The sequence below is a fragment of the uncultured Arthrobacter sp. genome (genome assembly GCF_964021775.1).
Lineage (GTDB): Bacteria > Actinomycetota > Actinomycetes > Actinomycetales > Micrococcaceae > Arthrobacter.
In genome coordinates this window covers 255519-281619 of the sequence record NZ_CAXHZI010000004.1, presented here as the reverse complement: position 1 = coordinate 281619, position 26101 = coordinate 255519, and the positions used below count along the sequence as shown (strand labels likewise).

26 protein-coding genes are annotated in these 26101 nt (G+C 68.2%); 12 read left to right on the top strand and 14 right to left on the bottom strand.

From position 1 onward, the window contains the following. The first annotated feature begins 3 nt into the window (after positions 1–3). Together ABIN76_RS06535 and ABIN76_RS06530 are read left to right on the top strand one after the other, a co-directional pair. The gene (locus ABIN76_RS06535; protein ID WP_346958897.1) at positions 4–858 is read left to right on the top strand and encodes an SDR family oxidoreductase; all 855 of its coding nucleotides are present in this window, start codon (positions 4–6) and stop codon (positions 856–858) included. A 129-nt stretch (positions 859–987) separates the two neighbouring features. Further along, positions 988–2085 (top strand): sulfite oxidase, encoded by a 1098-nt coding sequence (locus ABIN76_RS06530; protein ID WP_346958940.1) that lies wholly within the window; start codon positions 988–990, stop codon positions 2083–2085. A gap of 15 nt (positions 2086–2100) precedes the next feature. Here ABIN76_RS06530 and ABIN76_RS06525 read toward each other — a convergent pair whose 3' ends face one another. From ABIN76_RS06525 to ABIN76_RS06480, 10 genes are all read right to left on the bottom strand, one after another. After that, positions 2101–2880, bottom strand: a complete 780-nt coding sequence (locus tag ABIN76_RS06525) for an SDR family oxidoreductase (RefSeq protein ID WP_346958896.1) — start codon at positions 2878–2880, stop codon at positions 2101–2103. A 79-nt stretch (positions 2881–2959) separates the two neighbouring features. After that, positions 2960–3766: an anti-sigma factor domain-containing protein gene (locus ABIN76_RS06520; protein WP_346958895.1), complete on the bottom strand. Its 807-nt coding sequence runs from the start codon at positions 3764–3766 to the stop codon at positions 2960–2962. Beyond that, positions 3753–3899: a sigma factor-like helix-turn-helix DNA-binding protein gene (locus tag ABIN76_RS06515; protein ID WP_346958939.1), complete on the bottom strand. Its 147-nt coding sequence runs from the start codon at positions 3897–3899 to the stop codon at positions 3753–3755. The genes ABIN76_RS06520 and ABIN76_RS06515 overlap by 14 nt, the downstream gene beginning before the upstream one ends. Next, positions 3869–4327 (bottom strand): sigma-70 family RNA polymerase sigma factor, encoded by a 459-nt coding sequence (locus ABIN76_RS06510; protein ID WP_346958894.1) that lies wholly within the window; start codon positions 4325–4327, stop codon positions 3869–3871. The genes ABIN76_RS06515 and ABIN76_RS06510 overlap by 31 nt, the downstream gene beginning before the upstream one ends. Before the next feature lie 50 nt (positions 4328–4377). Beyond that, entirely contained in the window at positions 4378–4833 is a 456-nt protein-coding gene (locus ABIN76_RS06505) for a class F sortase (RefSeq protein WP_346958893.1), read from the bottom strand. Between the two features lie 399 nt (positions 4834–5232). After that, positions 5233–6069 (bottom strand): DUF4397 domain-containing protein, encoded by an 837-nt coding sequence (locus tag ABIN76_RS06500; RefSeq protein WP_346958892.1) that lies wholly within the window; start codon positions 6067–6069, stop codon positions 5233–5235. A gap of 135 nt (positions 6070–6204) precedes the next feature. Further along, entirely contained in the window at positions 6205–7980 is a 1776-nt protein-coding gene (locus ABIN76_RS06495; protein WP_346958891.1) for a DUF4389 domain-containing protein, read from the bottom strand. Continuing rightward, positions 7977–8426, bottom strand: coding sequence for a flavodoxin domain-containing protein (locus ABIN76_RS06490; RefSeq protein ID WP_346958890.1), 450 nt, complete (start codon positions 8424–8426; stop codon positions 7977–7979). Before ABIN76_RS06490 ends, ABIN76_RS06495 begins: the two co-directional genes overlap by 4 nt. After that, a complete protein-coding gene (locus ABIN76_RS06485; RefSeq protein WP_346958889.1) occupies positions 8423–9478 on the bottom strand; it encodes a zinc-dependent alcohol dehydrogenase family protein in 1056 nt (351 codons plus the stop codon). The genes ABIN76_RS06490 and ABIN76_RS06485 overlap by 4 nt, the downstream gene beginning before the upstream one ends. Beyond that, positions 9475–9855 carry a hypothetical protein gene (locus ABIN76_RS06480; protein ID WP_346958888.1) on the bottom strand — a complete coding sequence of 127 codons (381 nt, stop codon included), beginning with the start codon at positions 9853–9855 and terminating at the stop codon, positions 9475–9477. The genes ABIN76_RS06485 and ABIN76_RS06480 overlap by 4 nt, the downstream gene beginning before the upstream one ends. 359 nt (positions 9856–10214) lie before the next feature. Between ABIN76_RS06480 and ABIN76_RS06475 the strand changes: the two genes are divergently transcribed. After that, a complete protein-coding gene (locus ABIN76_RS06475) occupies positions 10215–11792 on the top strand; it encodes an amidohydrolase family protein (protein ID WP_346958887.1) in 1578 nt (525 codons plus the stop codon). A 26-nt stretch (positions 11793–11818) separates the two neighbouring features. Here ABIN76_RS06475 and ABIN76_RS06470 read toward each other — a convergent pair whose 3' ends face one another. After that, positions 11819–12343: a hypothetical protein gene (locus ABIN76_RS06470; protein ID WP_346958886.1), complete on the bottom strand. Its 525-nt coding sequence runs from the start codon at positions 12341–12343 to the stop codon at positions 11819–11821. A 165-nt stretch (positions 12344–12508) separates the two neighbouring features. On the opposite strand from ABIN76_RS06470, the gene ABIN76_RS06465 reads away from it, so the two are divergent. Then, the gene (locus ABIN76_RS06465) at positions 12509–13888 is read left to right on the top strand and encodes a DUF222 domain-containing protein (RefSeq protein ID WP_346958938.1); all 1380 of its coding nucleotides are present in this window, start codon (positions 12509–12511) and stop codon (positions 13886–13888) included. On the opposite strand, the gene ABIN76_RS06460 is transcribed toward ABIN76_RS06465, so the two are convergent. After that, positions 13866–15182 (bottom strand): hypothetical protein, encoded by a 1317-nt coding sequence (locus ABIN76_RS06460; protein ID WP_346958885.1) that lies wholly within the window; start codon positions 15180–15182, stop codon positions 13866–13868. The two genes, ABIN76_RS06465 and ABIN76_RS06460, sit on opposite strands and share 23 nt — an antisense overlap. Before the next feature lie 771 nt (positions 15183–15953). On the opposite strand from ABIN76_RS06460, the gene ABIN76_RS06455 reads away from it, so the two are divergent. From ABIN76_RS06455 to ABIN76_RS06445, 3 genes are all read left to right on the top strand, one after another. Next, positions 15954–16571 carry a uracil-DNA glycosylase gene (locus ABIN76_RS06455; RefSeq protein WP_346958884.1) on the top strand — a complete coding sequence of 206 codons (618 nt, stop codon included), beginning with the start codon at positions 15954–15956 and terminating at the stop codon, positions 16569–16571. A gap of 173 nt (positions 16572–16744) precedes the next feature. Beyond that, the gene (locus ABIN76_RS06450; RefSeq protein WP_346958883.1) at positions 16745–17488 is read left to right on the top strand and encodes a glucose 1-dehydrogenase; all 744 of its coding nucleotides are present in this window, start codon (positions 16745–16747) and stop codon (positions 17486–17488) included. Positions 17489–17510: 22 nt separating this feature from the next. Further along, entirely contained in the window at positions 17511–18467 is a 957-nt protein-coding gene (locus ABIN76_RS06445) for an L-lactate dehydrogenase (protein WP_346958882.1), read from the top strand. Here ABIN76_RS06445 and ABIN76_RS06440 read toward each other — a convergent pair. Next, complete coding sequence (locus ABIN76_RS06440; protein ID WP_346958881.1) at positions 18453–19595, bottom strand: cation diffusion facilitator family transporter; 1143 nt, start codon at positions 19593–19595, stop codon at positions 18453–18455. The genes ABIN76_RS06445 and ABIN76_RS06440 overlap by 15 nt on opposite strands. Beyond that, positions 19592–19927, bottom strand: coding sequence for a metalloregulator ArsR/SmtB family transcription factor (locus tag ABIN76_RS06435; RefSeq protein ID WP_346958880.1), 336 nt, complete (start codon positions 19925–19927; stop codon positions 19592–19594). Before ABIN76_RS06435 ends, ABIN76_RS06440 begins: the two co-directional genes overlap by 4 nt. Before the next feature lie 501 nt (positions 19928–20428). Between ABIN76_RS06435 and ABIN76_RS06430 the strand changes: the two genes are divergently transcribed. The 5 genes from ABIN76_RS06430 to ABIN76_RS06410 all read left to right on the top strand — a co-directional run bounded on the left by ABIN76_RS06430 (position 20429) and on the right by ABIN76_RS06410 (position 25930). Then, positions 20429–20926 carry a DUF305 domain-containing protein gene (locus ABIN76_RS06430; RefSeq protein ID WP_346958879.1) on the top strand — a complete coding sequence of 166 codons (498 nt, stop codon included), beginning with the start codon at positions 20429–20431 and terminating at the stop codon, positions 20924–20926. 165 nt (positions 20927–21091) lie between these two features. Continuing rightward, positions 21092–21799 carry a FadR/GntR family transcriptional regulator gene (locus tag ABIN76_RS06425; RefSeq protein WP_346958878.1) on the top strand — a complete coding sequence of 236 codons (708 nt, stop codon included), beginning with the start codon at positions 21092–21094 and terminating at the stop codon, positions 21797–21799. Between the two features lie 71 nt (positions 21800–21870). Next, positions 21871–22911 (top strand): asparaginase, encoded by a 1041-nt coding sequence (locus ABIN76_RS06420; protein ID WP_346958877.1) that lies wholly within the window; start codon positions 21871–21873, stop codon positions 22909–22911. A gap of 11 nt (positions 22912–22922) precedes the next feature. Next, complete coding sequence (locus ABIN76_RS06415) at positions 22923–24338, top strand: aspartate ammonia-lyase (RefSeq protein WP_346958876.1); 1416 nt, start codon at positions 22923–22925, stop codon at positions 24336–24338. Between the two features lie 26 nt (positions 24339–24364). Continuing rightward, positions 24365–25930, top strand: a complete 1566-nt coding sequence (locus tag ABIN76_RS06410) for an amino acid permease (RefSeq protein ID WP_346958875.1) — start codon at positions 24365–24367, stop codon at positions 25928–25930. Positions 25931–26101: the final 171 nt, after the last annotated feature.

The following is a 26101-nucleotide window of genomic DNA, read 5'->3' as shown; positions in this document are numbered from 1 at the left end:
TCCATGCAGACGCTGCCTGAACTCGCCGTCACCGGGTCCACCGGCCAGCTCGGCGGCCAGGTGGCCCGGCTGCTGGCCGGCGCGGGCAGCTCGCAGCGCCTTCTGGTGCGCGACGCCGGCCGCGCGCCGGCGCTCGACGGCGCCGTTCCCGCCGTCGCCAGCTACGCGGACGCCGGCCAGGCGCGGGCCGCCCTTGCCGGGGTCAAAACCCTGTTCATGGTCTCCGCCGCGGAGGCCGAGGACCGGCTGCAGCAGCACTACACCTTCGTCGACGCCGCGGCTGAGGCCGGCGTGCAGCACATCGTATACACCTCGTTCTTCGGCGCGGCCCCCGACTGCACCTTCACGCTCGGACGGGACCACTACGCCACCGAGCAGCGGATCAAGGCCTCCGGGATGGGCTACACGATCCTGCGGGACAACTTCTACCTGGACTTCCTGCCGCTGCTGGCCGGGGAGGACGGGGTGATCCGCGGCCCCGCCGGCGACGGCGTCATGGCAGCGGTGGCCCGGGCAGACATCGCCCGCTCCGCCGTAGCGGTGCTGCGCGATCCGGCGCTGCACGTGGGCCGGAGCTACGATCTGACCGGCCCGGAGGACATCTCGCTGGCCGCGGCCGCCGGGCAGCTGACCGCCGGCACGGGCCGCACCATCAGCTTCCACAACGAAACCCTCGAAGAGGCGTACGCCTCCCGGGAACCCTATGGCGCGCCGCGGTGGCAGGTGGACGCCTGGGTCAGCACCTATACCGCCATCGCCGCCGGCGAGCTCGCCGGGCCAACGTCGGCCGTGCACGAACTGACCGGGCGGGAACCGCTGGGACTCGCCGACTTCCTGGCCGACGCCCACTCACTCTAAGGCGGAGGGCCGGGGCCCGTGGCCCGGTATTGACGCTTTCCGGGCGGCGGCGTAGACCTGAAGGCAGGCGACCCCGCACAGAATCGCAGTCCGATGCCCAAACAATTGTCCAAGCACACCTCACCTGTCATGGCACGGCGCCGGCAGACGCAGCGGCTGACAGCGCATCCCGGCGAGCCCAGCCACGGGCCGCTGACCGCCGAAGAGCTGCAGCTTGCGGTGCGGAACCATTCGATGCCGCTCGAGGCCCTCCGGGACGACGTCACACCGCCCGGACTGCACTACCTGCTGGACCACTTCGACATCCCGGCCATCGACGGGGACCGCTGGCACCTGCGGATCGGCGGCGCCGTGCAACGGTCGCTGGAACTCAACCTCCGCGCCCTCCGCCGCGCACCGAGCATCAGCGTCCCGGTCACGCTGGAATGCGCCGGAAACGGCCGGTCCCTGCTCAAGCCGCGGCCGCTGAGCCAGCCCTGGATGCTGGAGGGCGTCGGAACCGCCGTCTGGACCGGGGTGCCCCTGGCCTACCTGCTGAGCCAGGCCGGCGTGGACGAGGACGCCGTCGAGGTGGTCTTCACCGGGGCCGACGCCGGGATCCAGGGCGGCGTGCGCCAGCAGTACGCGCGGAGCCTGCCGGTCAGCGAGGCGCTGCGCCCCGACGTCGTGCTGGCATACCGGATGAACGGCGCCGAGCTGCCGGCGCAGCACGGCTACCCGCTGCGGCTGGTGGTCCCGGGCTGGTACGGCATGGCGAGCGTCAAGTGGCTGTCCTCGATCAAGGTGCTGACCAGGCCGTTTGATGGTTTCCAGCAGTCCGTCGCGTACCGCTACCAGCAGGATGCGGACGACTCCGGCACTCCGGTCACGTGGATCAAGGTCCGCGCGCTGATGGTTCCGCCGGGCATCCCGGACTTCTTCACCCGGCACCGGGTCCTTCCCGCAGGCCCGGTGATGCTGACCGGGCGGGCCTGGTCCGGCCACGGCGCGGTGCAGCGGGTCGAGGTGGGGATCGACGGCAAATGGGCCCCCGCGCAGCTGGAGCACCCCGCCGCGCCCTTCGCCTGGTCCGCCTGGTCCATGCCGTGGGTTGCGGACCCCGGGCAACATGAACTGTCCTGCCGCGCTACGGACGCCAGCGGCGCCACCCAGCCGCTGGAGCCGGTCTGGAACTACCAGGGCATGGGCAACAACGCGGTCCAGCGGATCAAGGTCACGGTGGAGTAAGCCAGCTCCGGTGCGCTAGTAGTCCACGATCGCGCCGCTGGAGATGTTGATGGTGGCATCGGTGATGGCGCCAGCCTTGTCCGAGGCGATGAAGCAGGCCACGTTGCCGACGTCCGCCAGGGTGGCCGTGCGGTTCAGGTGCGCCGCCCTGGCGATCTCCACCACAATCTCCTCACGCCCCTCCACCTGCCAGGGGATGGTCTCAATGATGCCGCCGCTGACCATGGTCACGACGCGCACTCCGGACTTGCCCAGCTCCAGCGCCCACTGCCGCCGCTGCCCCTCCATTGCGTCGAGGGCCACCTTGAAGCCGCCCAGCCCGGCGAGGGTCTGCGGGCCCGAGCCGCCGAACATCAGCACAACGCCGGACTTCTGCTTGATCATGTAGCCCGCCGCGGCCCGGGTGGTCAGGAAGTGCGTGCGGGTGGCCAGGGAGATCGGCTGGGTGAAGTCGTTGACATCGATCTCCATGAGCGGCTGCTGGATGTCCCCGAAGGAGATGACGTTGAAGGATATGTCGATCCGCTTGGTCTTCTTGGCCACGGCGTCCACGAAGCCGTCCACCTGTTCCTCGTCCAGGGCGTCGACGACGGCGGTTTCCGCCGTTCCGCCGTCCTCCCTGATGTCCCGGGCGACTTTCTCCAACGGGGATTCGGTGCGCCCGGCGAGATAGACCGTGGCGCCCTCGGCCGCGAAGGCCCGTGACACCGCCCCGCCGATCGCGCCGCCGGCGCCGTAGACCAGCGCCGTCTTGCCCTGCAACAGGCCGCCGGCCGGCACCTGGTTCGTCAGCATGTCCCTGCCTCCCGCAACGGAGTGGTGAATTCCCTCAACTATGTTCCCGCCGGGGTCCGGTGGCAAGGGGACAAACGGCTCAGGACACGAGGGTTCCGCGCACAATGCTCACGCTGGAGTGCGCGGGATTGCCGTCGACCGGTTCATCGGACACGTCCACGATCGGGTAATCGCTCAGGTTCAGGCCCGCCGGCACCGGGAAGGTGCCGGAATCGGAGGTCATGACACCCAGGCTCACCAGTTTGGACAGGTCCGGCGCGATCAGCCACACCTCCTGGTAACCCCTGGCCTCGTTCTTGTTGACCCGGACTTCCAGGGTGCGCTGTCCGTCCTTCGCCTCCACGACGCGGGCCGACCCGGTGGCGGAGTGTTGGTCGACCGGGGCGAGCTCGGCGCGGGCCAGCGGGGTCACCTGCGCCTGGTTCTGCTGCACGGACCAGAAAACTCCCGCCGCCAGCAGTGCTGTGGCCGCGGCGGCCGCCAGCCACACCCCCGGACGGCGGAACCAGCCACGCCCCGCGCCGGGTCCCCGCTTCCCGCCGCCGCTTTCGCCCCGGGGCTGAAGCGGCGTGACCGAAGCCGACGGGGTCGGCCGCTCATCCGTCGGTGAGGCCGGCCGCGAACCCGACGGCGCCGGGGATCCGAGCGGATCGGCGGCGACGGCGGCGGAGAGGCCCAGCGCGCTGTGGATTCCCGCCCACACCTGCGGCCCCGGCGCTTCGAGCGCGGTGGTGTCCGGTCCGGGCCTGGCGGCCACCACGGCGCGGCGGAGCCCGGCGTAGTCTGCTGCGCAGCTGGCGCAGGAGCGGAGGTGGTCCGCGGCGTCGTCTCCGAGCTCCTCGCCAAGGGCAAGCAGGCTGAGGGACTCCGGGTCAAGATGTTGCACGGTCTACCTCCAATCGGCTTCTGAGCTGGGACAGGCTGCGGCGGATGTGGCTCTTGACGGTACCAAGCGGCAGGTCCAGTTTCTGTGAGATCTGCGAGTGCGTCAGGTCGTCATAAAAAGCGAGTTTAAGAATGGATCCTTGCGGTTCGCCCAGCCGCTCCAGTTCCCCGTCCAGCAGCAGCCGGTCGGCCAGCAGCTCCGCCGCGGCGTGACCGGCGGACTGTTCCGGTCCGGTGAGAGCTCGACGGCGGCCAGGACCTTCCGGGTTTCCCGCGTTGAGGCTGCCTGGGCGTCCGTGATGACATTCCGGGTGATGCCTACGATCCACGCCGGAAGCCGCGCCTTCGTGGGGTCGAACGCGGACCGCGAGCGCCAGACACGGATGAAGACTTCCTGGGTGGCATCATCGGCTGCCGCGTTGTCGCGCAGCGAGCGCAGCGCCAGGGTGTGGACCATGGGCGAGAATTGCCGGTACGCCTCTGCCAGCGCGGTTTCGTCTCCGGCGGCGAACGCATCGTTCAGTCGCGCGTCCCAGGCGGAGGGGGACTCGAAAGGTGCCAAGCCCGGCTCCTTCCCCCTGCTGGTGGCGGCGATGAGCGTTGCGTCCTGGATCACGCCGGCACCGCCGTGACAATCACATTGTCGCCGTAGTCCTGTTGTTCGTCCAGCCATCTGCCCCCGCAGGTTACGAGCTTCAGCTGGGGCGGTCCGTCGCGGCGGAACACGGAGTCACCGTCGAACGCGTCCTTGGCCATGAGTTCCACCCGGGTCACGCGGAAGGTCAGGGGCGGGGCACCTTGCCGCTGGACCGTCACGAGGGTGCCGGCGGGGAGCGACTTGAGTTGGGAGAAGGGCGCCGAATCGGAGGTGGTGTCAACATGGGCCGCCAGCACGGCGGTGCCGGCAGCGGCTCCAGGGGCCGGTCCGAAGCGGTACCACCCTGCCTGGTTGAAAGGCTCCGGGATCTCCATGGCCCCGGTCGGGCTCACGCCGACTTCGACGACCGCCATGTCGGTGATGGTGGTGCCCGCCACGCTGAGGAAGCGCGGAGCCGGGTTCTTGGCCACCTGTGCCGGCGGGGCTGCCGGGCGAACCGTGATGCCGGACTTCGGGATGGAGCGGGCAGCGGTCCGCGCCGGCGGCTTGAGCGGCTGCTGGGCGGTTCGATCCGGCGGCTGGGTAGGGTCCGCGGCGGTTCGCTCCGCCGCCGGAGCTGGCGGGGCGTCGGGCCCCCGGGGCGCAGCGCAACCTCCGATCAGCAGCACCACCGTGATGGCGGCGGCCGCAATCCGCGCAGCGGTCCGCCTTGCGGCAGGTCGCCTTGCTTCAATCCTCAGACTGGGAGCCGGGGGGCGCCCGGGGGACTCCGCCGTCGTCGTGCGCAACATGTTCGTCCTCCTGCCGTGGTGGACCTCAAGGGACCGGCCGCCCGGCGGTTCGCCGGGCGGCCGTTCAGCTGGTGCGGGTTAGCGGATGCGGCGAGGTGCCAGCTGCTTGCGGGTTGCGGCGATCCCGCCGGCAAGCAGGAGGAGGGCCGCGGCGCCGATGCCTACCGTGACGGCTGTCTGGTCGGCAGATCCCGTCCCGGAGTCAGCGGCTCCCGAACGTCCGCCGGGGACGCCGGCGGGGGCGGAGTGCAGGCCGTCAATGGTCTGCACCGCGAGCTGCAGGTTCTTGTCAGCGAGGCTGCCCCAGGCGTACACCACCGTGTGGGTGCCTTCCGTGACCGTCACATCGGCTGGTCCGATCACCGGCGCGGTGGTGCCGGCAGCGGCCACCGCAACGGACAAGGTGCCGGGATCCAGGGTCAGCGTCTTGTCTTTGGGATTGGCCAGGCCGGAAACGACGGCGTTGCCGCCGGCCAGGATGTCCACCGCCGGCGCCGCGGCTGTGTGCCGGACGGTGAGTTTGCCCTTGCCTGCACCGATCTGTGAAACATCGTTGGTGAAGAAGTTCGCCGTCGGCTTGCCGTCTGCGCCGAGGTTGGCCACCGCCGTGTAGTTGCCGCTCGCGGCGAGGGTGACCTTCACGGGACCGATCACCGGGTCGGAAGCGTCAGCGGCATCCGCGGCGGTAATAGCAAGGTCGTAGTCCCCGGCGGGCAGGGCCAGCGGTCCCGCCAGGGTGCCGGGGGCGAAGTCGTCGAGGGTTCGTTCGCCGTTGACCCAGACGTCAACGGTCAGTCCCGGCACTCCGTGGAGGACGGAAAGCTGGGCGTCGGGCTCTGCCGCCTGGGCGGGGCCGGCAAGGGTGAGAGCTGCCGCGATTGCCACGGCGCCTGCAGTGAAAAGGCTGGTACGCATTTACATCTCCTTCAACGGCCCGGCTAGCGGGCGATTCTTTGCTTACACACCTACTACCGGCGCGCGGGCCCGTTTGGATGCACATGCATGTAGAAATGTTTGTGAAGGAGGACAAATGTCAGGGGGACGGGTGGCTTAGGGGCGCGGCGGGGTCTCCGGGCCGTCCCTCCCCTCGTGTATTTCCGGAGGAACCGACGCGGGCGGTCCGCCGATCCCATAGAAGCCCCGCGGCCCGGACTGCGGGCCGGGCGTCCCGGCTTGGGGCGCTGGCTGGCCCACGCCGGGCGCAGGCTGCCCGTACCCGGGGGCCGTCTGGCCGTATCCGGGGGCCGGCGGCGTTCCGGGGGCCGGCGGCGGTCCGGCGGGCGTCACGGGCTGAAGGTCCCCCGGGTCGGTCGGTCCCATGTCCAGGTGGAACGGGGGGTATTCGTCCCGCATGAGGGCAACATAGGTGATCACCCGGTAGATCCAGCGGTTCAGGCCCATCAGCAGATCGAACAGGCCGCGCCAGTACTGCCCGGTGAACAGCAGGATGACACCGGCGATCAGCACCAGAAGCCCGATCAGCGAGATGCCGACGTTCTGCTGGACCCACTGCCCGTCAGCCCAGTAACGGTCGCGGTCGCCCCAGCTGCGCGCGGTCCCCGTGAGGACAGCGACGATGAGCAGGTGCGGGATGGCCAACAGCCAGGACTTGACCAACACCAGCCCGTGCGAGAGCTTCTCGGGGTAGTCGACGTCGAAATCCGCGGGGTAGCCGGTGCGGGCCAGCGTAAACGGCGGGTACTGGTCCGTGCCGATCGCGGCGTACGAGTAGAACGCCACCCGCCAGCTCCAACGGATCACGCCCACGTTGAAGTTGAACAGCGAGCGCGGATAACGGCCGGTGAAAAGGATCGCAAACCCGGCAACGATCGTGGTCACGACGAACGCGAACCACAGGAAGAACAGCACGATGTAATGCGGGATGGCCAGGAACCACTTGACCAGCCACAGCCAGCGGGACAGTTGCGGGTCCAGGTAGCCGCTAAGCCGCGCCGGGTAGACGTATCCCCCCGGCGGGGCGCTCCCTGGCGGCGCCGCAGGCGGCGGCCCCGCGGCATACGGAACCCCAGGCGGAGCACCGCCGTAAGGACCGGCGCCATAGGGAGCCGCACCGGCGGGACCGCCGGCGTAAGGGGTGCCGGTGTAGGGCGTGCCGGGCTGCGGCTGCTGGCCGGGGCCTTGCGGCGGTCCCCCGCGGCCCAGCCCGGCGGCGCCGGCCACAATCAGCGGGACACCTACCGCCAGCAGCACGATGCCTCCGATCAGAAGGCCGATGAAGACCGGCCAGAGGAGGTCCGACCGTGCGCCGCCGCGCAGATCAACGGAAACAGGGCTGCTTGCATCGGCGTTCATGATCACCACGGCCCAGTCCCCGGAGCGCAGGTCCCACCTGAGCTCCTGGGTGCCGGTTCCGGTGGCGGACGCCGTCCAGAAGGTCTGCTCCGCCGGCCGGGCCGGCGGTTTGGTCCCGGACACGTCCCGGTACTGCGCCCGGAAGGGCGAGAAGCGGACCTCGGTCAGCTCGGAATGCCTGACGCCGCTGAGGTAGGCGGCCACCTCACTCTGGGGCGCGATGCCGATGAAGATCTGCTGCGCTGAGTCGGCAGCGGATCCCCGGAGCATTACGCTGCCGGCCATCGCGGCGGGGTCGACGCCGGAGGGCCCGGCGTCGGTCATAACGTTCAGCCGCGGCGACGTCAGGGCGTAAGAGTCCACCGTATAGCGCTCCGACGGGGTGGTGAAGTAGCCGCCGTCGCGCTGTTGATAGTTGGCCCATCCGGTGAAACCGGCGCCGGCCAAGAGTCCCAGTCCCAGCAGCGCTGCAAGCGTGCCAAGCACCAGCATGACAATCCGGCCCGGTTTCATGGCCGTTCCAACGCCTCCAACAGTGACTTGCCCCATCGAGCTGCCTTCTCGATTTCGCCGGGGCGCAACGGTCCCTCACTGCCCTGCACGTAGAACGGCATGGGCTCGGAGATGATGTCGGCGCCGCTGTCACGGAGCGTGTGCGCCATTTTCTTCGCCGCGTCGCCGTGGACGAACATCCGGACGCGGGTATCGAAAGCGGCGGCCTTGACCCCGTTGAGATGACCGTCCCCGAGCGTGGAGAGAAGCTGGCTTATTTTCGGCGTCGGACGCCAGCCATTAATGGGACTGCCGAGGACGAGGAGGTCACCGGCGGCCAGGTCGTCGGGCCGGAAGTCGCCGACCGGGACGGAGGTGGCGTCGAGTTCACCGAGCGAGCCCGCGACGGCTTCCGCGACAGACTTGGTATTGCCAAAGGCCGAGTCGTAGACAATGTGGGCTTTCATGCGGTGATCACCACTTTCAGCGCCTTCGTTTCCGCGGCGCGGGAAAAGGTGTCATAGGCGTCCATAAACTGGTCGAAAGTGAAGTGGTGGGTGGCGAACTTCTCGGCCGGCACCTTGTTCTGGGCCACGAGTTTCAGCAGCATCGGAGTGGTGTTGGCGTTGACCAGGCCCATGCTGATGTTGATGTTCTGGATCCAGAGGTCCTCCACGTGGAGCTCCACCGACTTGCCATGCACCCCCACATTGGCCACGTTGCCGCCCGGCCGGACGATGGCGGTGCACATGCTGAAGGTGGCCGGGATGCCGACGGCCTCGATCGCCACATCCACACCCTGGCCATCGGTGAGCGCGAGGACCTGGTCCTTCCAGTCGGCGTCGCCGGAAAGCACAACGTCGGTAGCGCCGAATTCGCGGGATTTTTCCAGCCGGTTCGCATCGAGGTCGACGGCGATGATGGTGGCGGCGCCGTAGAGGCCCGCGGTGGCGATCGCAGCAAGGCCGACCGGCCCGGCGCCGATCACGGCCACCGTGTCGCCGGGCTTGACCCGGCCATACTGCACGCCGATCTCAAACCCGGTGGGCAGGATGTCGGACAGCATGACGGCCTGCTCATCGCTGACGCCCGCCGGCAACAGGTGCAGCGAATTTTCGGCGTAGGGGACACGGACGTATTCGGCCTGCGTGCCGTCAATCAGGTGGCCGAACACCCAGCCGATGCCTGATTGGCCTTCGTCGCCCATGCAGTGCGAGTACAGGCCGGTCTTGCAGTTTGCACAGTGGCCGCAGGATTTGATGCAGGAGATGATGACCCGGTCCCCCACCTTGAGGCCGGTCACGGAGGAACCGGCCTCGGTGATGGTTCCTACGCCCTCATGGCCGAGGATCCGGCCCTTGGTGACGGCGGGCACGTCGCCCTTGAGGATATGAAGGTCCGTGCCGCAGATGGTAGTGGTGTCCACCTTCACGATCACGTCGGTGGGATTCTGGATCTTCGGATCCGGAACTTCCGTCCAGGACTTCTGTCCCGGACCGCCGTAGACGAGTGCTTTCATGCGAGCTCCTTGGTTCTGAGGATGACGTGCGGATCGACGATCCGCAGGCGGCACGGGGTGACCGAGGAGTCAATGCCGGAAGAGACGATGGACTGGCGGGCATGCTCGCGGAGCTCCTCGAACGCCGCCGCGGTGACCCGGGCATGGGCGAGGTCCACGATGAGCTCATAGCCGGCGAGTTTGGAGGTGACCCGGCGGCAGACAACATAGAGCGCCCTGATATTGGCGGAGGTCACGACGCCGCGGACCTCCACCCGCGCGGACTCCTCCGCGGGATCGATCCGGATAACGACCTTGAGCCGCGGATCTCCGTGGGATGGGTGCGCCTGGAACGATCGGGCGCGGTTGGCATGGTTCAGGTGGCGCAGCGGGCTCATGCGTCCTCAGAGCTCCCCCGCAGCGAAGACGCTGCGGTCGCCCGCGCGTCCGTAGCTGCTGCCGGTGAATGAATAGCCATGATGGATGGTCTCCTGCCTTTCCTGCCCAAGCTGGAAAGTGCAAATGCCATTTCCTCACCCCAGGGTCATAGCGAGACCGATAGTTCCTAAAGGCGGTTCATCCCCCAAAGAACCGTGCAGGAACCGCCCAACTCCAGAATGACCTCACCGTGGTTCCCGGGCAAGGGGGCGAAGGTCCCTTGCCCGGCCGGGCTTCCCCGGGCTTGGGAACGGTGTGTCGGCAGTGGCCAAAGTGGCGTGAATTGCTGCAGCAGCAGTGCGCCCCTAGCCTTGTTCCCATGCCGAAAAACGCCATTCCTGCCGCCCATTCCGGCCTCGTTCTCGCCTCGGTCCGGCAACCGGGTGAAATGACGCTGTGTGACATTTTCATAACTGATGGGGTGGTTGCACAGATCGTGCCTGCGGGTTCGATGGCAGGGTTGCCATCAGGCTCGCTGGCGGGCGGTCTGCGGGTGGTGGACTTGGACGGACACTTCGTGATTCCGGGGCTCTGGGATGAGCATGTCCACATGACCCAGTGGGCCCTGGCCACCGGCCGCATCGACCTGTCCGGCGCCGCCTCCGCGCAGGAGGCGGCCGACGTCGTGCGTTCCCGGCTGGAAGAAAGGCGCGCGACCGCGGCCGGGCACCAAGGTTCCGCGAGGTCCGGTGGCGCGACTGCCGGCGAAGACAGCGCGGGCGTACCGACGGTGGTCGGCGTCGGATTCCGCGATGCCGTGTGGGGAGACATGCCCAGTCTTGACCTGCTCGATGGCGCGACGGGGGGCCTCCCCGCGGCGCTGATCAGCCATGATCTGCACTGCGTCTGGCTTAACAGTGCGGCGGCGGCACGCTACCGAGTGGCGGTGGGCGCGGACGGGTTGCTCCGCGAGGACCCGGCCTTTGAACTGACCCGGGAGCTCGGGCGCCTGCCGGACGAGGCAGTCGACGCCATGGTCCGCGACGCCGGAGAGGCTGCCGCGGCGCGCGGCGTCGTGGGGATTGTCGACTTCGAGATGGTCTGGAACCGGGATCCCTGGCTCCGGCGGATCACCGCCGGCTTCGATTCCTTGCGGGTGGACGCCGGGGTCTACCCTCAGGACCTGGACCGTGCCGTCGGTGAGGGAATGCGGACCGGACAGCTGGTTCCGGGGGGCGGCGGGCTCCTGCGGGTAGGGCCTTTGAAAGTTTTGATTGACGGCTCGCTGAACACGCGCACTGCCTACTGCGTGGACCCGTATCCGCACGGCGGCCGTGGCCTGCTCACGGTCAGCGAGGCGGAACTGCTGGAGCTGCTGGTCAAGGCCGGCGGGGCGGGGTTTGTCCCGGCAGTGCACGCAATTGGCGACGGCGCCAACGAGGTGGCCCTGAACGCTTTCGCAGCGGCCGGCATCCCGGGCCGGGTTGAGCATGCCCAGTTTGTCCGGCAGGAGGACTTCGCGCGGTTCGGCGACCTCGGCCTCACCGCCAGCGTGCAGCCCGCCCACGCCCTTGATGACCGCGACGCCGCCGACTCCAACTGGGCGGGCCGGACGGAGCGGGCATTCCCGCTGCGCTCACTTCTCGACGCCGGGGCCACGCTGGCGCTTGGCTCCGACGCGCCGGTGGCGCCGCTGGAACCCTGGACCGCGATGTCGGCGGCCACCACCCGGGCGCGGCAGGACGGCCGCGGTCCGTGGCACCCGGAGCAGGCCCTAACCCGGCAGGAGGCGATGGCGGCGTCCTCGCGCGGGCGGCGCCGGATCGACGTCGGCGACCCCGCCGACGTCGTCGTGCTCGACGCCGACCCGCTGGCCGTTTCCGACGCCGAATTTGCCGCGATGCCGGTGGCCGCGACGCTGGTTTCGGGGCGTTTCACGCATGGAGGCGGGTTGTAGCTGGTTGTTTCTGGCCGCGTTGCCCCCTAGGTGCCCTTGACCCGGGCCCGGACCAGGTTGGCGTACGGCAGCCGGCCGTGCTCCTCGACAAACGCGGCGTGGTAATCGGCTTCCGCCGCGGCGAGCTGCTCAACGGGCAGCTCCCTCCAGGCGATGACCAGCGTATTGGCGGCGGCGAGCTGCCAGATCAACCGCCCGTCCCAGTGACCAGGCGGCTTGCCCTTGCCGAAGTCGACGAATTCCTGGATCTGCCGGCGAAGCCCGCGGTTGCCCTTGCTCCCGGGACCGGCCTTGCCCACGTAGAGGACGTCGGCGCCGTCGACCCATTCGGCGTCCAGCGCCTCGACCTTCAGGGTTGGGTCCTTTTTCTTGAAAACGCCCGCCGTGCTCTTGGCGAGGAACTGTGGCCGGGCGTTGCCCGTCCCGGGGCTCTCGGGCAACAGCAGGGCAAAGACGCCAGGCTTCTGCGGGATCCGGTTGATGTCCAGCTCGGCGAGCGGCCGGAACCCGGTGAAGCCGTCTTGCTTCAGTGACTGTCTGTTGATTGGCATGGATTCCTTGGTTCGGGGCGCTGCGGTCCTTTTGAAGCCTACGGAATCGCTGGTTCTGCGGCCGCTTTAATTGTCACAGCTGCGCGATAGCGTGTTTCCATGGACGGCAAGCAAGGGCCCGACGTGGCTCTGACGGACAGCGTAACGGTCGCGGACCTTGCGCGGATGCTGGCCGGAATCCCTGCCCCGGCCGGCGCCGCGGCCCTCATCGACGAAACACGCGAACTGGAGGACCTGAAGTCAGCCCTGGCTGCCCGCCAGGCCCGGGACGCCGTCGCCTTCGACCTGTCCCAGCGCCGCGAACAAGCCGACGCCGGGATACAGGCGGACCAGCTCGGCACCGGCGTCGCTGCGCAGATCGCCCTCGCCCGGCGCGAGTCCCCGGCCAAGGGCGGACGGCTCCTGGGCCTCGCCAAAGCCCTCGTCACCGAAATGCCACACACCCTCGCCGCCCTGGAAACCGGCCAGCTCAACGAATGGCGCGCCACCCTGCTGGTCCGCGAAACCGCCGCCCTCTCCGCCGCGGACCGGGCCGCCGTGGACGAAGAACTGGCCCCCGACGCCGGAACCTTCGCCGGCGCCGGGGACCGCGCCATCATCGCCGCGGCCCGCGCCGCCGCCTACCGGCGCGACCCGCGCTCCATCACCCAGCGCGCCGCCCACGCCGAAACCGAACGCCACGTCAGCCTCCGTCCGGCCCCGGACACCATGTGCTACCTGACCGCGTTATTGCCGGTCAGCCAGGGCGTCGCCGTTCACGCCGCCCTCACCCGGGCCGCGGACGCGCTGCGCTCCGGCGGGGACACCCGCTCCCGCGGCCAGCTGATGGCCGACACACTGGTCGAACGCACCACCGGAACCCCCGGCGGGATAGCGGGGATCGAAATCCAGCTCGTCATGACCGACCGCACCCTCTTCCAGGCCGACAGCGAACCCGCCCGCCTCCCCGGCTACGGCACCGTCCCCGCCGGGTGGGCACGCACACTACTTAGGGACCCGGACACCGGCGCCGCAGGTGCAGCAGGCGGCCCAGGCGGTGAGCCAACTTCGGGCACCGGCGACCCAGGCGGCCCGGGCGACGACCGCGCCTTCGCGACCTGGATCCGCCGGCTCTACACCGCGCCGGCCACGGGCGAGCTCGTCGCCATGGACTCCCGCGCCAGGCTCTTCCCCGCCGGGCTCCGCCGGTTCATCCAGGCCCGGGACGACACCTGCCGAACACCGTACTGCGACGCGCCCATCCGCCACCTCGACCACATAGTCCCCTGGCGCAACGGCGGAACCACCAGCCTCAGCAACGGCGCTGGACTCTGCGAAGCCTGCAACCACACAAAAGAATCCCCCGGCTGGAGCGCCCAACCACGCCCCGGACCCAGACATACGCTGGAAGTCACGACGTCTACCGGCCACACCTACCACTCCACCGCACCGCCGTTGCCGGGAACGAGGTATCGGTCGACGTTGTCATCCCACCGTCGTCGAAAACTTCGTCACCTCGCCAAGCTGATGAGGGCCTGCAGGGTCAGGGCTGGGGCAGCGGCGTAGCCGGTTCTTGCGGTTCGATTGCCGGGACCGCGTCAGGTGCAGCATCCGTTTCCGGGTGCTGCTGATCAACCGGAACGCGCCGCGCCTCGATCCCCTTGGCAACATGCAGGATGGTGTCCTCGACGGAATCACCGATGGCTTTGGGCACTGAGGCCACTCCTTCGGCAATAGCTACGGCCGCGCCCGCCACCGCCCCACTGGCCTTCTGGCCAAGGCGCATGACCGATTCATGCCACTGGGTGCGTTTGATGGACGCGGATTCCGGCATACCGAAGTTCGAACTAAAGATCCTCAGCAACCGCTGTAGCTCTTCGGCGGCGGTGTAGAGCCTAGTCATCTCCATGGGATTCGTAACGCGGGTGAACGTATCAACGTCCACTGCCGCCGCAACGGCGTCGGACAGATTTTGAAGTGCCGCGGTAGTGCTTGCCATTCGCCGTTCCCGCGACTTAGCGATGTGCCGGGAGTGAGCAGTGGAATCCGATCCGTCATTCGCGCTGCGTACAGCTTCCAAGGAGTCCATTCGAACCATGTTCGTGAGAGCCACAGCCGCGACAACCAGCCAGTGCTTCAGTTCGCCTCTGGCCGCTGCCTCGGCGCTGCTCACCCGCTTGCCCAGATTCTTGACGGCCAGACCGTCGGCAATGGTGTTGAGGTGGTTGAGGGCGACGGCATGCGCCTGGGCAAGGGCTGCAGCCTGCCCCGACACTTGGTCCCAAAGAGCGTCGTTTAGCCGGCCGGTCTCCTCGAAATACCCAAATGCCTTATCCAGGACGTGGGTTGTGCCCTGCACGTTCCCGAGAGCCTCGTCGCGGTTATCGCGGACGATTGTGTCCAGTTTCGCGTCCACAGCCTGAACAAGGTCATCGAGTTCTTTGAGGGCCACGCGAATCGCCAAAGTTGCGGCCATGATGTGCACGTTCGCGGCTGCGGCAGGGTTGACCGGCGAGGAGCTCACCAATTCGATGATCGTGTCGATCCTGCCATCCGACTGTCGTAGTACACCGCTGACAATCCCGAGCTTTTCCTCGGTGGACCCGACGAGTTCCAGGAACCGAGCGTAGGACTCGGGAGTCATGTGAAAAGAGTTGCCCGGGACATTTGCCGACATGGCCATCGCAGCCGCCCCAGCCAGTCCGGCGAGCAGCTCTGCCACCCCAGAGCCTAGGTTTGAGCGGCTCTCCTCTTTGACGTCAAGCTTGCGGAAGAGCTCGACAATTGCTGTAGGGTCGCCTGCTACCAAAGCATTTCTGCCATCGACGTACAGGGAAAGTTCACGGTCATTGTCGGTCATCCCATCATCTTCACACGCGCTGGTTATGACAGGGCGGGCGCCACTTCGGAGTCCCAGGCATGTGTGACCGAGCATCGTGACCCTCCGCCATACGATACAAAGGTCGGACTCATCGCCTAGATCATTGCGTCTATCGCCGTCGACATGGGACGTCTGTTCGCAGTTGGCTCGCTTTTGATTGGCACAATCTCACACAGTGCTGATCTCGCGGGACAGACCAAACGAAGTGTGGAGAAGACTGTGGCAGTAAAAGCGGACAAAGTCGCAGCAGCGATTATGGCTGGCGGCACAACGGCGAAAAAAGCCGCTGCCAAGGTCCATGACCTAGCTACCGACCCGGTTGTGCACGAGAAGGCGCGGAGGGTCGCGGAGACTGGCGCAAAATTTACCGCGCAGCCAACACGTCGGAGGCGAAGGAAGCCTACCGACGGGCTTGAATTCTTGAAGAAGACGCGCGGAAGTGAAGGTCCCGCGGCCGCGGCTCCGACCATTTGCGCCCGCCCAGGCTGACCGCCCGCCCAGGCCCCTTAAACACAGGACCTGCAGGTACCTTCGCGATCTCGCTATGAGACGGCTCGGACATTTTCATGTCCAGAACGACCCGGCTTAATCAAGTGGTTACCTGCAGGCGCTTTAAGCGTACGCCCGGCCCCGGAGCCGTGACTAGGGGTCCGCCGCCTCTTCCGCGACGCCCGGGAACGCGCCCGGAAACAGAAGCGTAGAGTGGAACAAGACGCCTGATTCTGGACGCCGAGTGCTGAGGGAGAAATCGTGACGATTGACTGGGACGAAAAGAAGACCCTGCTGCAGGAACCGAACATCGCGGCCGTGACACAACTTTGCGACGAACTGATGGAGAAGAAGCCGGGGTCCGTGGTCCCCTACATCGACCCCGTCCACGACGAGGACGAGTGCCGGATCGTCAGTCTCCATATTGCGCCCGGCAAGGGCTGCGAATCGGGGTTCGTCTCGCATTTCAACGAGGATGAGGCAGCACGCCGCGCCACCTCCATCTACGAAGCCGTCGAACTGGACGCGCGCTACGTGATGCCGTGGAACGCCTACCCCTGGGTTCGCGACCCGGAGCTCCCCTCGGCCCTGAACGTCCAGGAAAAGACCGACGGCCTGCGCCCCTTCCGCCAGTTCATGAAGATCAACAAGCGCACCTCCGCGATCATCGCGCACGGCGCCGACGCCCACGCCTTCCTGACGCTATTCGAAAAGACCTACCACTCCTCGCTGAAGAACCGCGGCGTGAAGATCTACAAGGCCACCGCCCTCGGCGGCCGCGCCTTCGCCGTCTCGGCGGCCAAGCAGGAAGAACTCCTGGCCAAAAACGTCGCGGTCTACAAAGACGCCATGCAGCGGGCAGGGATCCAGCACCTCTAAGGGGACTCCCGACGTCGGCCTCCCCGCCGCCCGTTGCCGCCGGGGTGGGCTGGGCCCAACGGCCCTGCCCAACCCCGTCCCCCCGCGGCCAAGCTGGGAGAGCCGACCGGACCACGGCCGGCCCGTCGCAGACGGATACAGCGCTGACGGTTGCGCCTTGGAAGGGAACCAGCGTGGGACGGTTGGACGGCAAAGTTGCCCTGATCAGCGGCGGCGCCCGCGGCATCGGCGCCGCGATCGCGCGGCGCTTCCTTGACGAAGGGGCACGGGCCGTCGTCGGCGATGTCCTGGACGACGACGGCGCGCAGCTGCTGGCCCAACTCGGCGACGCCGTCCGGTACGTGCACCTGGACGTGACCCGCCCGGCGGACTGGGACGCCGCAGTCAACGAAGCCGTCACCGCGTTCGGCAGCCTGAGCATCCTGGTCAACAACGCCGGCATCGTGAACTTTGGCCGGATCGACGCCTACCCGCACGAAGAGTGGGCCCGGATCATCGAGGTGAACCTCACGGGCGTCTTCAACGGCATCAAGGCCGCCACCCCCGCACTGGCCAGAGCCGGCTCCGCCTCCATCATCAATGTCTCCTCCATTGCCGGACTGCGCGGTTATGAGAACCTCGCCGGGTACACCGCGTCGAAATTCGGTGTCCGGGGACTGACCAAAGCCGCCGCGCTGGACCTCGGGCGGGACGGGATCCGGGTCAATTCGGTGCACCCCGGCGTCATCCAGACCCCCATGACCGAGGGCATGACCTTTGACACCGGTCATGTGCCGCTGCACCGGATCGGCCAGCCAACGGAGGTCGCGGACCTTGCCGTCTACCTGGCCGGCGAGGAATCCTCCTTCGTGACCGGCGCCGAATTCGTCATCGACGGCGGCGAAACAGCCGGCACCGTCGGAACGCCCGCCGGCTGACCGGCAGAAGATGGAGAGGCCCATGAGCGCACATTCCGGCACCAAACTGGCCGTCATCGGCGCCGGCAGCGTCGGCACGTCCCTGGCCTACGCCGCCCTGATCCGCGGTTCGGCCAGCCACGTGGCGCTCTTCGACGTCAACGCGGCCAAAGCCGAGGCCGAGGTCCTGGACCTGGCCCACGGCACCCAGTTCACCGCGGCGGCGGCGACCGTCAACGGCGGCGCGGACATCAGCGTTACCGACGGCGCCGACGTCGTGGTCATCACCGCCGGTGCCAAACAGGCGCCCGGCCAGACCCGGCTGGACCTGGCCGGCACCAACGTCCGCATCCTTGAGCAGCTCATGCCGCAACTGCTGGAACACGCCCCGGACGCGGTCTACGTCCTGGTCACCAACCCCTGCGACGTCCTGACCGTCGCCGCGCAGAAGATCACCGGCCTGCCGGCCTCCCGGATTTTCTCCTCCGGCACCGTGCTGGACACCTCGCGGCTTCGCTGGCTGCTGGCCCACCGCGCCGGGGTATCCGTGAGCAGCGTGCACGCCAGCATGGTCGGTGAACACGGCGACACCGAGTTCCCGGTGTGGTCCGGCGCGACCATCGGCCCGGTACCGATCCGCGACTGGAAGGTCGACGGCGAGCGCATCTTCACCCCCGGTTACCTCACCGAGACCGCCCGCGAAGTCACCCAGGCCGCCTACAAAGTCATCGCCGGCAAGGGCGCCACGAACTACGCGATCGGGCTTTCCGGCGCCCGGATCGTGGAGGCGTTGCTGCGCTCGGAGAACGCGGTGCTGCCGGTCTCCACCGTGCTGGGCGGGCAATACGGGATCGACGGCGTCGCCCTGTCGCTGCCCAGCATCGTGGGCCAGGGCGGCGTGCGCGCGGTCCTCGAGACGCCTATGGACGAGGGCGAACTCGCTTCGCTCCACCACTCGGCCGAGACGCTCCGGCAGAGCCTCGCCTCACTGGGGATCTAACCCCAGGGGCCGAGTCACCGACGGCACCACCGTCACCGAGCCAAGGTGCGGCAGCGCGGCCCGGGCGCCTTCCTCCAGGTGCGCGGCCACCGCTGCAAGGTCGGCCAGCCGGGCCTCAGGATCGAGGGGGACGGTGATCTCCGCGTGCAGCCGGTGGCCGGACCAGCGCAGCCGCGAGGTCCCGCCCGGTTGCGCGCGCTCCCGGACGACGGCGGCCAACGCGTCGCTCAGTTGGGGGTCGACGCCGTCCATCAGCCGCCGTCCGACGTCGCGTACGGTGCCCCACAGGAGCACCATGATCGCCACCGAAATCAACAGCCCCACAATCGGGTCGGCCAGCGGGAACCCGAGCCAGACGCCGATCACACCCGCCACCACGGCGAGCGAGGTGAAGCCGTCGGTCCGGGCATGGACGCCGTCGGCGATCAGCGCCGCCGAACCGATCCGCCGGCCAACCCGGATCCGGTAGATCGCGACCAGCTCGTTGCCGGCGAAGCCCACGAGGCCGGCGGCGAGCACCCAGCCGAGGTTCTGTACCGGCTGGGGTTCGAAGAAGCGGCGGATGGACTCGACGGCGGCTACCACCGCGGAGAGGGCGATCATGGCGACGATAAAGAGTCCGGCAAGGTCCTCGGCGCGGCCGAAGCCATACGGGTAGGTGCGGGTGGGTTTCCGCCGGCCGAGTAGGAACGCGATCCACAACGGCACGGCAGTCAGCGCGTCGGAGAAATTGTGGACGGTGTCCGCCAGCAGCGCCACCGAGCCGCTGATCAGCACAATCGCCAGTTGGAAGAGCGAGGTGGCACCCAGGCCCAGCAACGAGACCTTGACGGCGCGGATGCCCTGGGCGCTGGATTCCAGTGCCTCATCGATGGAGTCCGCGGCGTCGTGGGAATGCGGGACGAAAAGCTCGTGCAGCCACCCCTTCAGCCCGGTGGCGTGGGTGTGGCCGTGCGGGTGGTCATGATCATGCGGGTGGCCGTGATCGTGCGGGTGGTCATGATCATGCGGGTGGTCGTGGGCCTCGTGGCCGTGACTGTGGACGTGGTCGTCATGGTCGTGCGGGTGCTCATGGTCGTCGTGTTCGCCGTGGCCGTGCTGGCCCAGGGCGCTGCCCGGCCCGCTCACGCGCCGTGTCCCGGGGCAGTGCCGAGCGCGTGCTCGGCCTGGTGGATTGCATCCATCACCAGCTGGCGGGCGTGGTCATTCTGCAGTCGGTAGAAGACTTTTGTGCCCTCCTGCCTGGTGGCGACCATACCGCCCAGCCGCATCTTAGCCAGGTGCTGCGAGACGGCGGAGGCCGGTTTCCCGACTTGCTCCGCCAAGGCGTTGACCGGCAGCTCGCCGTCCCCCAGAGCGAGGATCAAACGGACCCGCGTAGCGTCGGCCAGCATGGAAAAAACCTCGACCGCAAGCTCCACATGGGGGCTGTCGACCTCAACCTGCATATCTGCATTCATACGCAGATACTTTCATATCTCCCGCGGTCGACCAACTGATGACACAGCCGGACCTGGAACGCTGGAACACAATGCCCGGTGCCATCGTTGAACACAGGTAGCCTGAAGTGCGGGACTACAGCCGGGAGGAGGGGAGGCAGCGATGGTCACAGCACCCATGCGCAGACCGGCAGCCGGATTCACACGCGCCGCCCTGCTGAGCGCCATTCTCGCCATACTCGCCGGGCTACTCGGCATGCATGTTTTTGCCGGCGCGCACGCCTCCCACGCCTCGGCCTGGCCCTCCGCCGCCGGGACCCACGCGGCGTCCGGTCACCCGGCGTCCGGCCACCCGGCGTCCAGCCGCGCCGAGTCCGGCCACCCTGGCCCGGCGGCCCTCCACCAAACTCCGGAGTCGACGTCGTCGTGCGTCTGCGGCGGAGACTGCGGCGACCAGCACGCTGCGCACGCGGCCTGCACCCCTGCGCCCTCCGGGGCGCCAGCGGCGGCAGCATGCCTGGCATGGACCACAGCAGCACCGGCCCAAGCTCCGCTCCCGCACCCGCGGACCACAACGGCACGGACACCATGTTCGCGCAGGGGATGATCCCCCACCACGCCCAAGCCGTGGAGATGAGCGAGATGATGCTCAAGAAGCAGGGCATCGACGCCAAGGTGACCGCACTGGCCGGCCGGATCAAAGCTGCCCAAGGCCCGGAGATCGACCGGATGACGGGCTGGCTCCAGCGCTGGAATGAACCGACCCAAATGCCGGGCGGCCACGCCATGTCCGGCATGCTGGGCGACGACGAACTCAAGAAGCTCGACGCCGCCGCCGGCACCGAGGCGAGCAGGCTGTTCCTGACCCAGATGATCGCCCACCACGAGGGTGCCGTCGAGATGGCCAACGCGGAGGTCCGGGGCGGCAAGGACCCGGAGGCGATCAGCCTGGCCAAGGACGTCGCGGCCTCGCAAACGGACGAAATCAAGGAAATGAAGGAACTGCTGGCCGGGCTCTAAGCTCGCGGGCTGAGGCCGAACGGGCACTTGGGGCCCTCTTTTTGGGCCCCAAGTGTCCGTTCGGGCGCCCCGAGGCGCACTTTTTGGGCCCCAAGTGTCCGTTCGGGCGACTTCCGGGCGGGAGGACGGTTGACACTGCAGTGTGACCTCTGCCATATTTGAAGCGTGAACCTGTCAGACAGCCGGACAGCCGGACAACCCCTCGCCCGCCTCAGCGCGGCCGAAGCGGTCTTCAACGTCCTGCGCTCCGAGATCGAATCCGGCAAGCTCGGTATCGGCGCCAAACTGAGCTCCGAGGCCACCCTTGCGCAGCAATACGGTGTCAGCCGCTCCGTGGTCCGTGAGGCCCTGCGCTCCTGCAACGCCCTGGGGCTTACCGTCACCAGGACCGGCCGGGGCACGTTCGTCGTCGCCGACCACGTGGCCAAAGACCTGGTCCTTGGCCAGTACTCCGCACTGGATCTCACCGAGGCCCGTCCCCACATCGAGGTTCCGGCCGCCGGGCTCGCCGCGGAACGCCGGTCAGCCGAGGAACTGGACACCATGCGTGACATCGTCGCCGCCATGACAGCCGAGGACGACCCCGAAGTGTGGGTCGGCCTGGACTCGAATTTCCACGCCCTGATTGCGAAGGCCAGCCGGAACAAGGTCTTCGAGAACGTGGTCGCGGACATCCGCGAGGCCCTGGCCCATCAGTCCGAGACGCTGAATATGGTGGCGGACCGCCAGCACGCCTCCGATGAGGAGCACCGGCGGATCCTGGCTGCCATCGAAGCCGGCGACGCGGCAACGGCGCGCATCGCGATGAGCCAGCACCTGCACGCCGTCGGCGTTGCCCTCGCCTCGATTCTGCACCCCCGCGCCCACGTGTGATCCCGGCCCCTGGCCTGATTCCGCAAACAGCAGCTTGACCAGCAACAAACAACTCCACCGCTAAGGACGCAATGACTTCCCCTGCCGTCGCGCACATCCCGACTCCCCTGGCCCCGGCGAGGCTCCCGCAGCACGTTCCGCTTGCGGTCCAGACCCGCGACGGCCTGGCCGAGAGCGTCCACTACGGATCGGCCATCGCCACCGCGGCGGACGGCCGGACCCTCCTGGCCGCCGGCGAGCCGCTCGCCCCGTTCTACCCGCGCTCCGCCCTCAAGCCGCTGCAGGCCGTTGCCATGGTCCGCGCCGGCCTCGACCTCCCGGAGGACCTCCTAGCCCTCGCGGCCGCCAGCCACTCCGGCGCCGCCATCCACCGCGACGGCGCGCTGCGGATCCTGGAGCTGCACGGCCTCAACCCCGGAGACCTCGAAAACAGCACCGACCTCCCCTACGGCGTCCGCGAACGCGAGGAATGGCTCGGCGGCGGCGGGCAGGCCACCCGGCTGGCGCAGAACTGCTCCGGAAAGCACGCCGCGATGGCCGCCACCTGCCTGATCAACGGCTGGCCGGTCCGCGGCTACCTGGACCCGGCGCACCCGTTGCAGCAACTCGTGGCCCGCACCGTGGCGGAGCTGACCGGCGAGCAGCCGGAGCGCACGTCCACCGACGGCTGCGGTACCCCGCTCTTCGCCCTCACCCTGCGCGGCATGGCCCGCGCCTTCGGCACGCTGGCCTCGGCCACGGGAACCGGCAGTGCGGAAGCCGCCGTCGCCAACGCCATGCGCCGCCACCCACGGATGGTGGCGGGCGAGGACCGGGATGTCACCGCGCTGATGCGCCTGGTCCCGGGACTGCTCGCAAAAGACGGCTTCGAGGGCGTCCAGCTGGTGGGCCTGCCCGACGGCCGCGCCGCCGCCGTGAAGATCTCCGACGGCGGAGACCGCGCCCGGATGCCCGCCACCGTGCGGCTCCTGGACGCGCTCGACGTCGACACCTCTCCCCTGGCGCGCCTCGCCGAGATCCCGGTGCTGGGCGGCGGCCGGCCCGTCGGGCTGTTGCAGGCCACCGACTTCCTCGCTTCCGCCGAAACTTTCACCGCCCCCAACGCCCGCTAAGGACCACCGCCATGACCCCGCTCGACGATTCCGACGCCTTCCGCTCCGAACATGACCTCCTGGGCGACCGGGACGTTCCCGCCGACGCCTACTGGGGTGTCCACACCCTCCGGGCCGTGGAGAACTTCCCCATCACCGGCCAGCCGCTGTCCTCCAACATGTACCTGGTCCGCGGACTGGCCGCCGTGAAACTGGCCGCCGCCCGCACCAACCACGAGCTCGGACTGCTCGACGCCGAGCGCGCCCGGGCCATCGAGGACGCCTGCACCGATGTTATGAGCGGCAAACTCAGCGAGCAGTTCGTGGTGGACGTCATCCAAGGCGGCGCCGGAACGTCGTCGAACATGAACGCCAACGAGGTGATCGCCAACCGGGCCCTGGAAATCCTCGGACATCCGAAGGGCGACTACGCGCGCCTGCACCCAAACGACCACGTCAACCTCAGCCAGTCCACGAACGACGTGTACCCCACCGCGGTCAAGCTCGGCACGATCTTCGCCGCCCGGGAGCTGCTGGAAGCGCTGACCGACCTGGAAGAGGCCTTCGCCGCCAAGGCGGTTGAGTTCCGGACCGTGGTGAAGATGGGCCGCACCCAGCTGCAGGACGCCGTCCCCATGACGCTCGGCCAGGAATTCGGCACCTACGCGGTGACCATCGGCGAGGACCGGCTCCGCCTGGCCGAGGCCGACCTGCTGATCCACGAAATCAACCTCGGCGCCACGGCGATCGGCACCGGCCTGAACGCCCCGGCCGGGTACGCGGAGGCCGCCTGCCGGCACCTGGCCGAGATCACGGGCCTGCCGCTCGTCACCGCGGTGGACCTGATCGAAGCCACCCAGGACGTCGGCGCCTTCGTGCACCTCTCCGGCGTGCTCAAGCGGGTAGCCGTAAAACTGTCCAAGATCTGCAACGACCTCCGGCTGCTCTCCTCCGGCCCGCGCGCCGGCCTCGGCGAAATCAACCTCCCCGCCGTGCAGTCCGGCTCCTCGATCATGCCCGGCAAGATCAACGCCGTCATCCCCGAGGTGGTCAGCCAGGTCGCCTACGAGGTGATCGGCAACGACGTCACCATCACCATGGCCGCCGAGGCCGGGCAGCTCCAGCTCAACGCCTTCGAACCGATCATTGTCCACAGCCTCCACAAGAGCATCTCCCACCTGGAAGCCGCCTGCCGCACCCTCACGGCACGCTGCGTCCGGGGCATCACCGCCAACACCGAACGGCTCCGCCTCACCGTGGAGCAGTCGATCGGCCTCGTCACCGCACTCAACCCGCACCTGGGCTACGCCACCGCCACCGCCATCGCCCAGGAAGCCCTGGCCACGGGCAAGGGTGTCGCGGAGCTCGTGCTCGAACACGGGTTGCTCACCGCCGAGCAGCTCACCGAGCTACTTAGCCCGCAGCGTCTGGCCAACCTGAGCAAGTAGCGCACCCCCACCCCCGAAGGATCACCATGACTTATCCCGAAACTGCCCGCGCCCAGAAACCGCCCGCCGCACAGTCCGCCATCTCGGACCACACCATCCCGGCGCACGCGCATGCCTCCGAGGCCGCGCTGCACGCTGAGGACCAGGGCTACCATAAGGGCCTGAAACCCCGGCAGGTCCAGATGATCGCGATCGGCGGCGCCATCGGCACCGGCCTGTTCATGGGCGCCGGCGGCCGCCTGGCCGCCGCCGGCCCGGCTTTGATCATCAGCTACGCCCTCTGCGGCTTCTTCGCCTTCATGATCCTGCGCGCCCTGGGCGAACTGGTGATGCACCGGCCGTCCTCCGGTTCGTTCGTCTCCTACGCCCGCGAGTTCTTCGGCGAGAAGGCCGCGTTCGTCACCGGCTGGCTGTACTGGCTGAACTGGGCCATGACCGCGATTGTGGACATCACCGCCGTCGCGCTCTACATGAACTTCTTCAAGAAGTACTGGGCGCCGATCGCGGACGTACCGCAGTGGACCTGGGCCCTGGCCGCCCTGATTCTGGTGCTTGGCCTGAACCTGATCAGCGTCAAGGTGTTCGGCGAGCTCGAATTCTGGTTCGCCCTGGTCAAGGTGGTGGCGCTGGTCTCCTTCCTGCTCATCGGCATCTACTTCGTCATCTTCGGCACCCCCGTCGCCGGCCAGGAAGTCGGCTTCAGCCTCATCGCGGACAACGGCGGCCTGTTCCCCAACGGCCTGCTGCCGGCCATCGTGGTGATGCAGGGCGTCGTGTTCGCCTACGCCTCGATCGAGCTGATCGGCACCGCCGCCGGCGAGACGGAAAACCCGGAAAAGATCATGCCACGGGCCATCAACACCGTAATCGTGCGCATCGCCGTGTTCTACGTCGGCTCGCTCGTGCTGCTCTCGCTGCTGCTTCCCTACAGCTCCTACAAGGCCGGCGAAAGCCCGTTCGTGACGTTCTTCGGCTCCATCGGGGTGGACGGCGTGGACGCCATCATGAACCTCGTGGTCCTGACCGCGGCATTGTCCTCGCTCAACGCCGGCCTCTACTCCACCGGCCGGATCATGCGCTCCATGTCCGTTTCGGGGTCCGCACCGAAATTCGCAGCCCGGATGAACAAAGCCGGCGTCCCCTACGGCGGTATCGCCCTGACCGCCGGCGTGGCCGTGCTGGGCGTCATCCTCAACGCCATAGTCCCGGCCGAGGCCTTCGAGATCGTCCTGAACGTCGCGTCGCTGGGGATCATCAGCACGTGGGCCATGATCGTCCTGTGCCAGATGCAGCTGGCCCGGCTTGCGGCCCGCGGGGAACTGCTCCGACCCGCGTTCCGGATGCCCGGCGCACCCGTCACGGGCTGGATCACGCTCGCCTTCCTGCTGGCGGTGCTGGTCCTGATGGCATTCGACTCGCCGGTGGGGACCTGGACCATCGCGTCCCTGGTCATCATCATTCCGGCGCTGATGCTTGGCTGGCGCCTCTGCCGGCACCGCATCCTGGAGATCGCCGCGGTGCGTGACGGCTTTACCGGCCCGGCCCCGCTGGTGGCCAACCGGCCAACTGCCGCCTCGCCGGACGGCAAATAGCCCCTGGCCCCCGCCCAACTGACTCGCAGTTGTTGTCGTTTTCAGGGCTCAAAACGACAATAACTGCGAGCTGGTTGGGTGGACGGGCGGCGTAATGGAGGGCCCCGGGGCGCTCCGGTCCCGCCCGGTTCGCCTAAGCTCGGAGGAACAGTTCCACCTGGCTCAGCGACG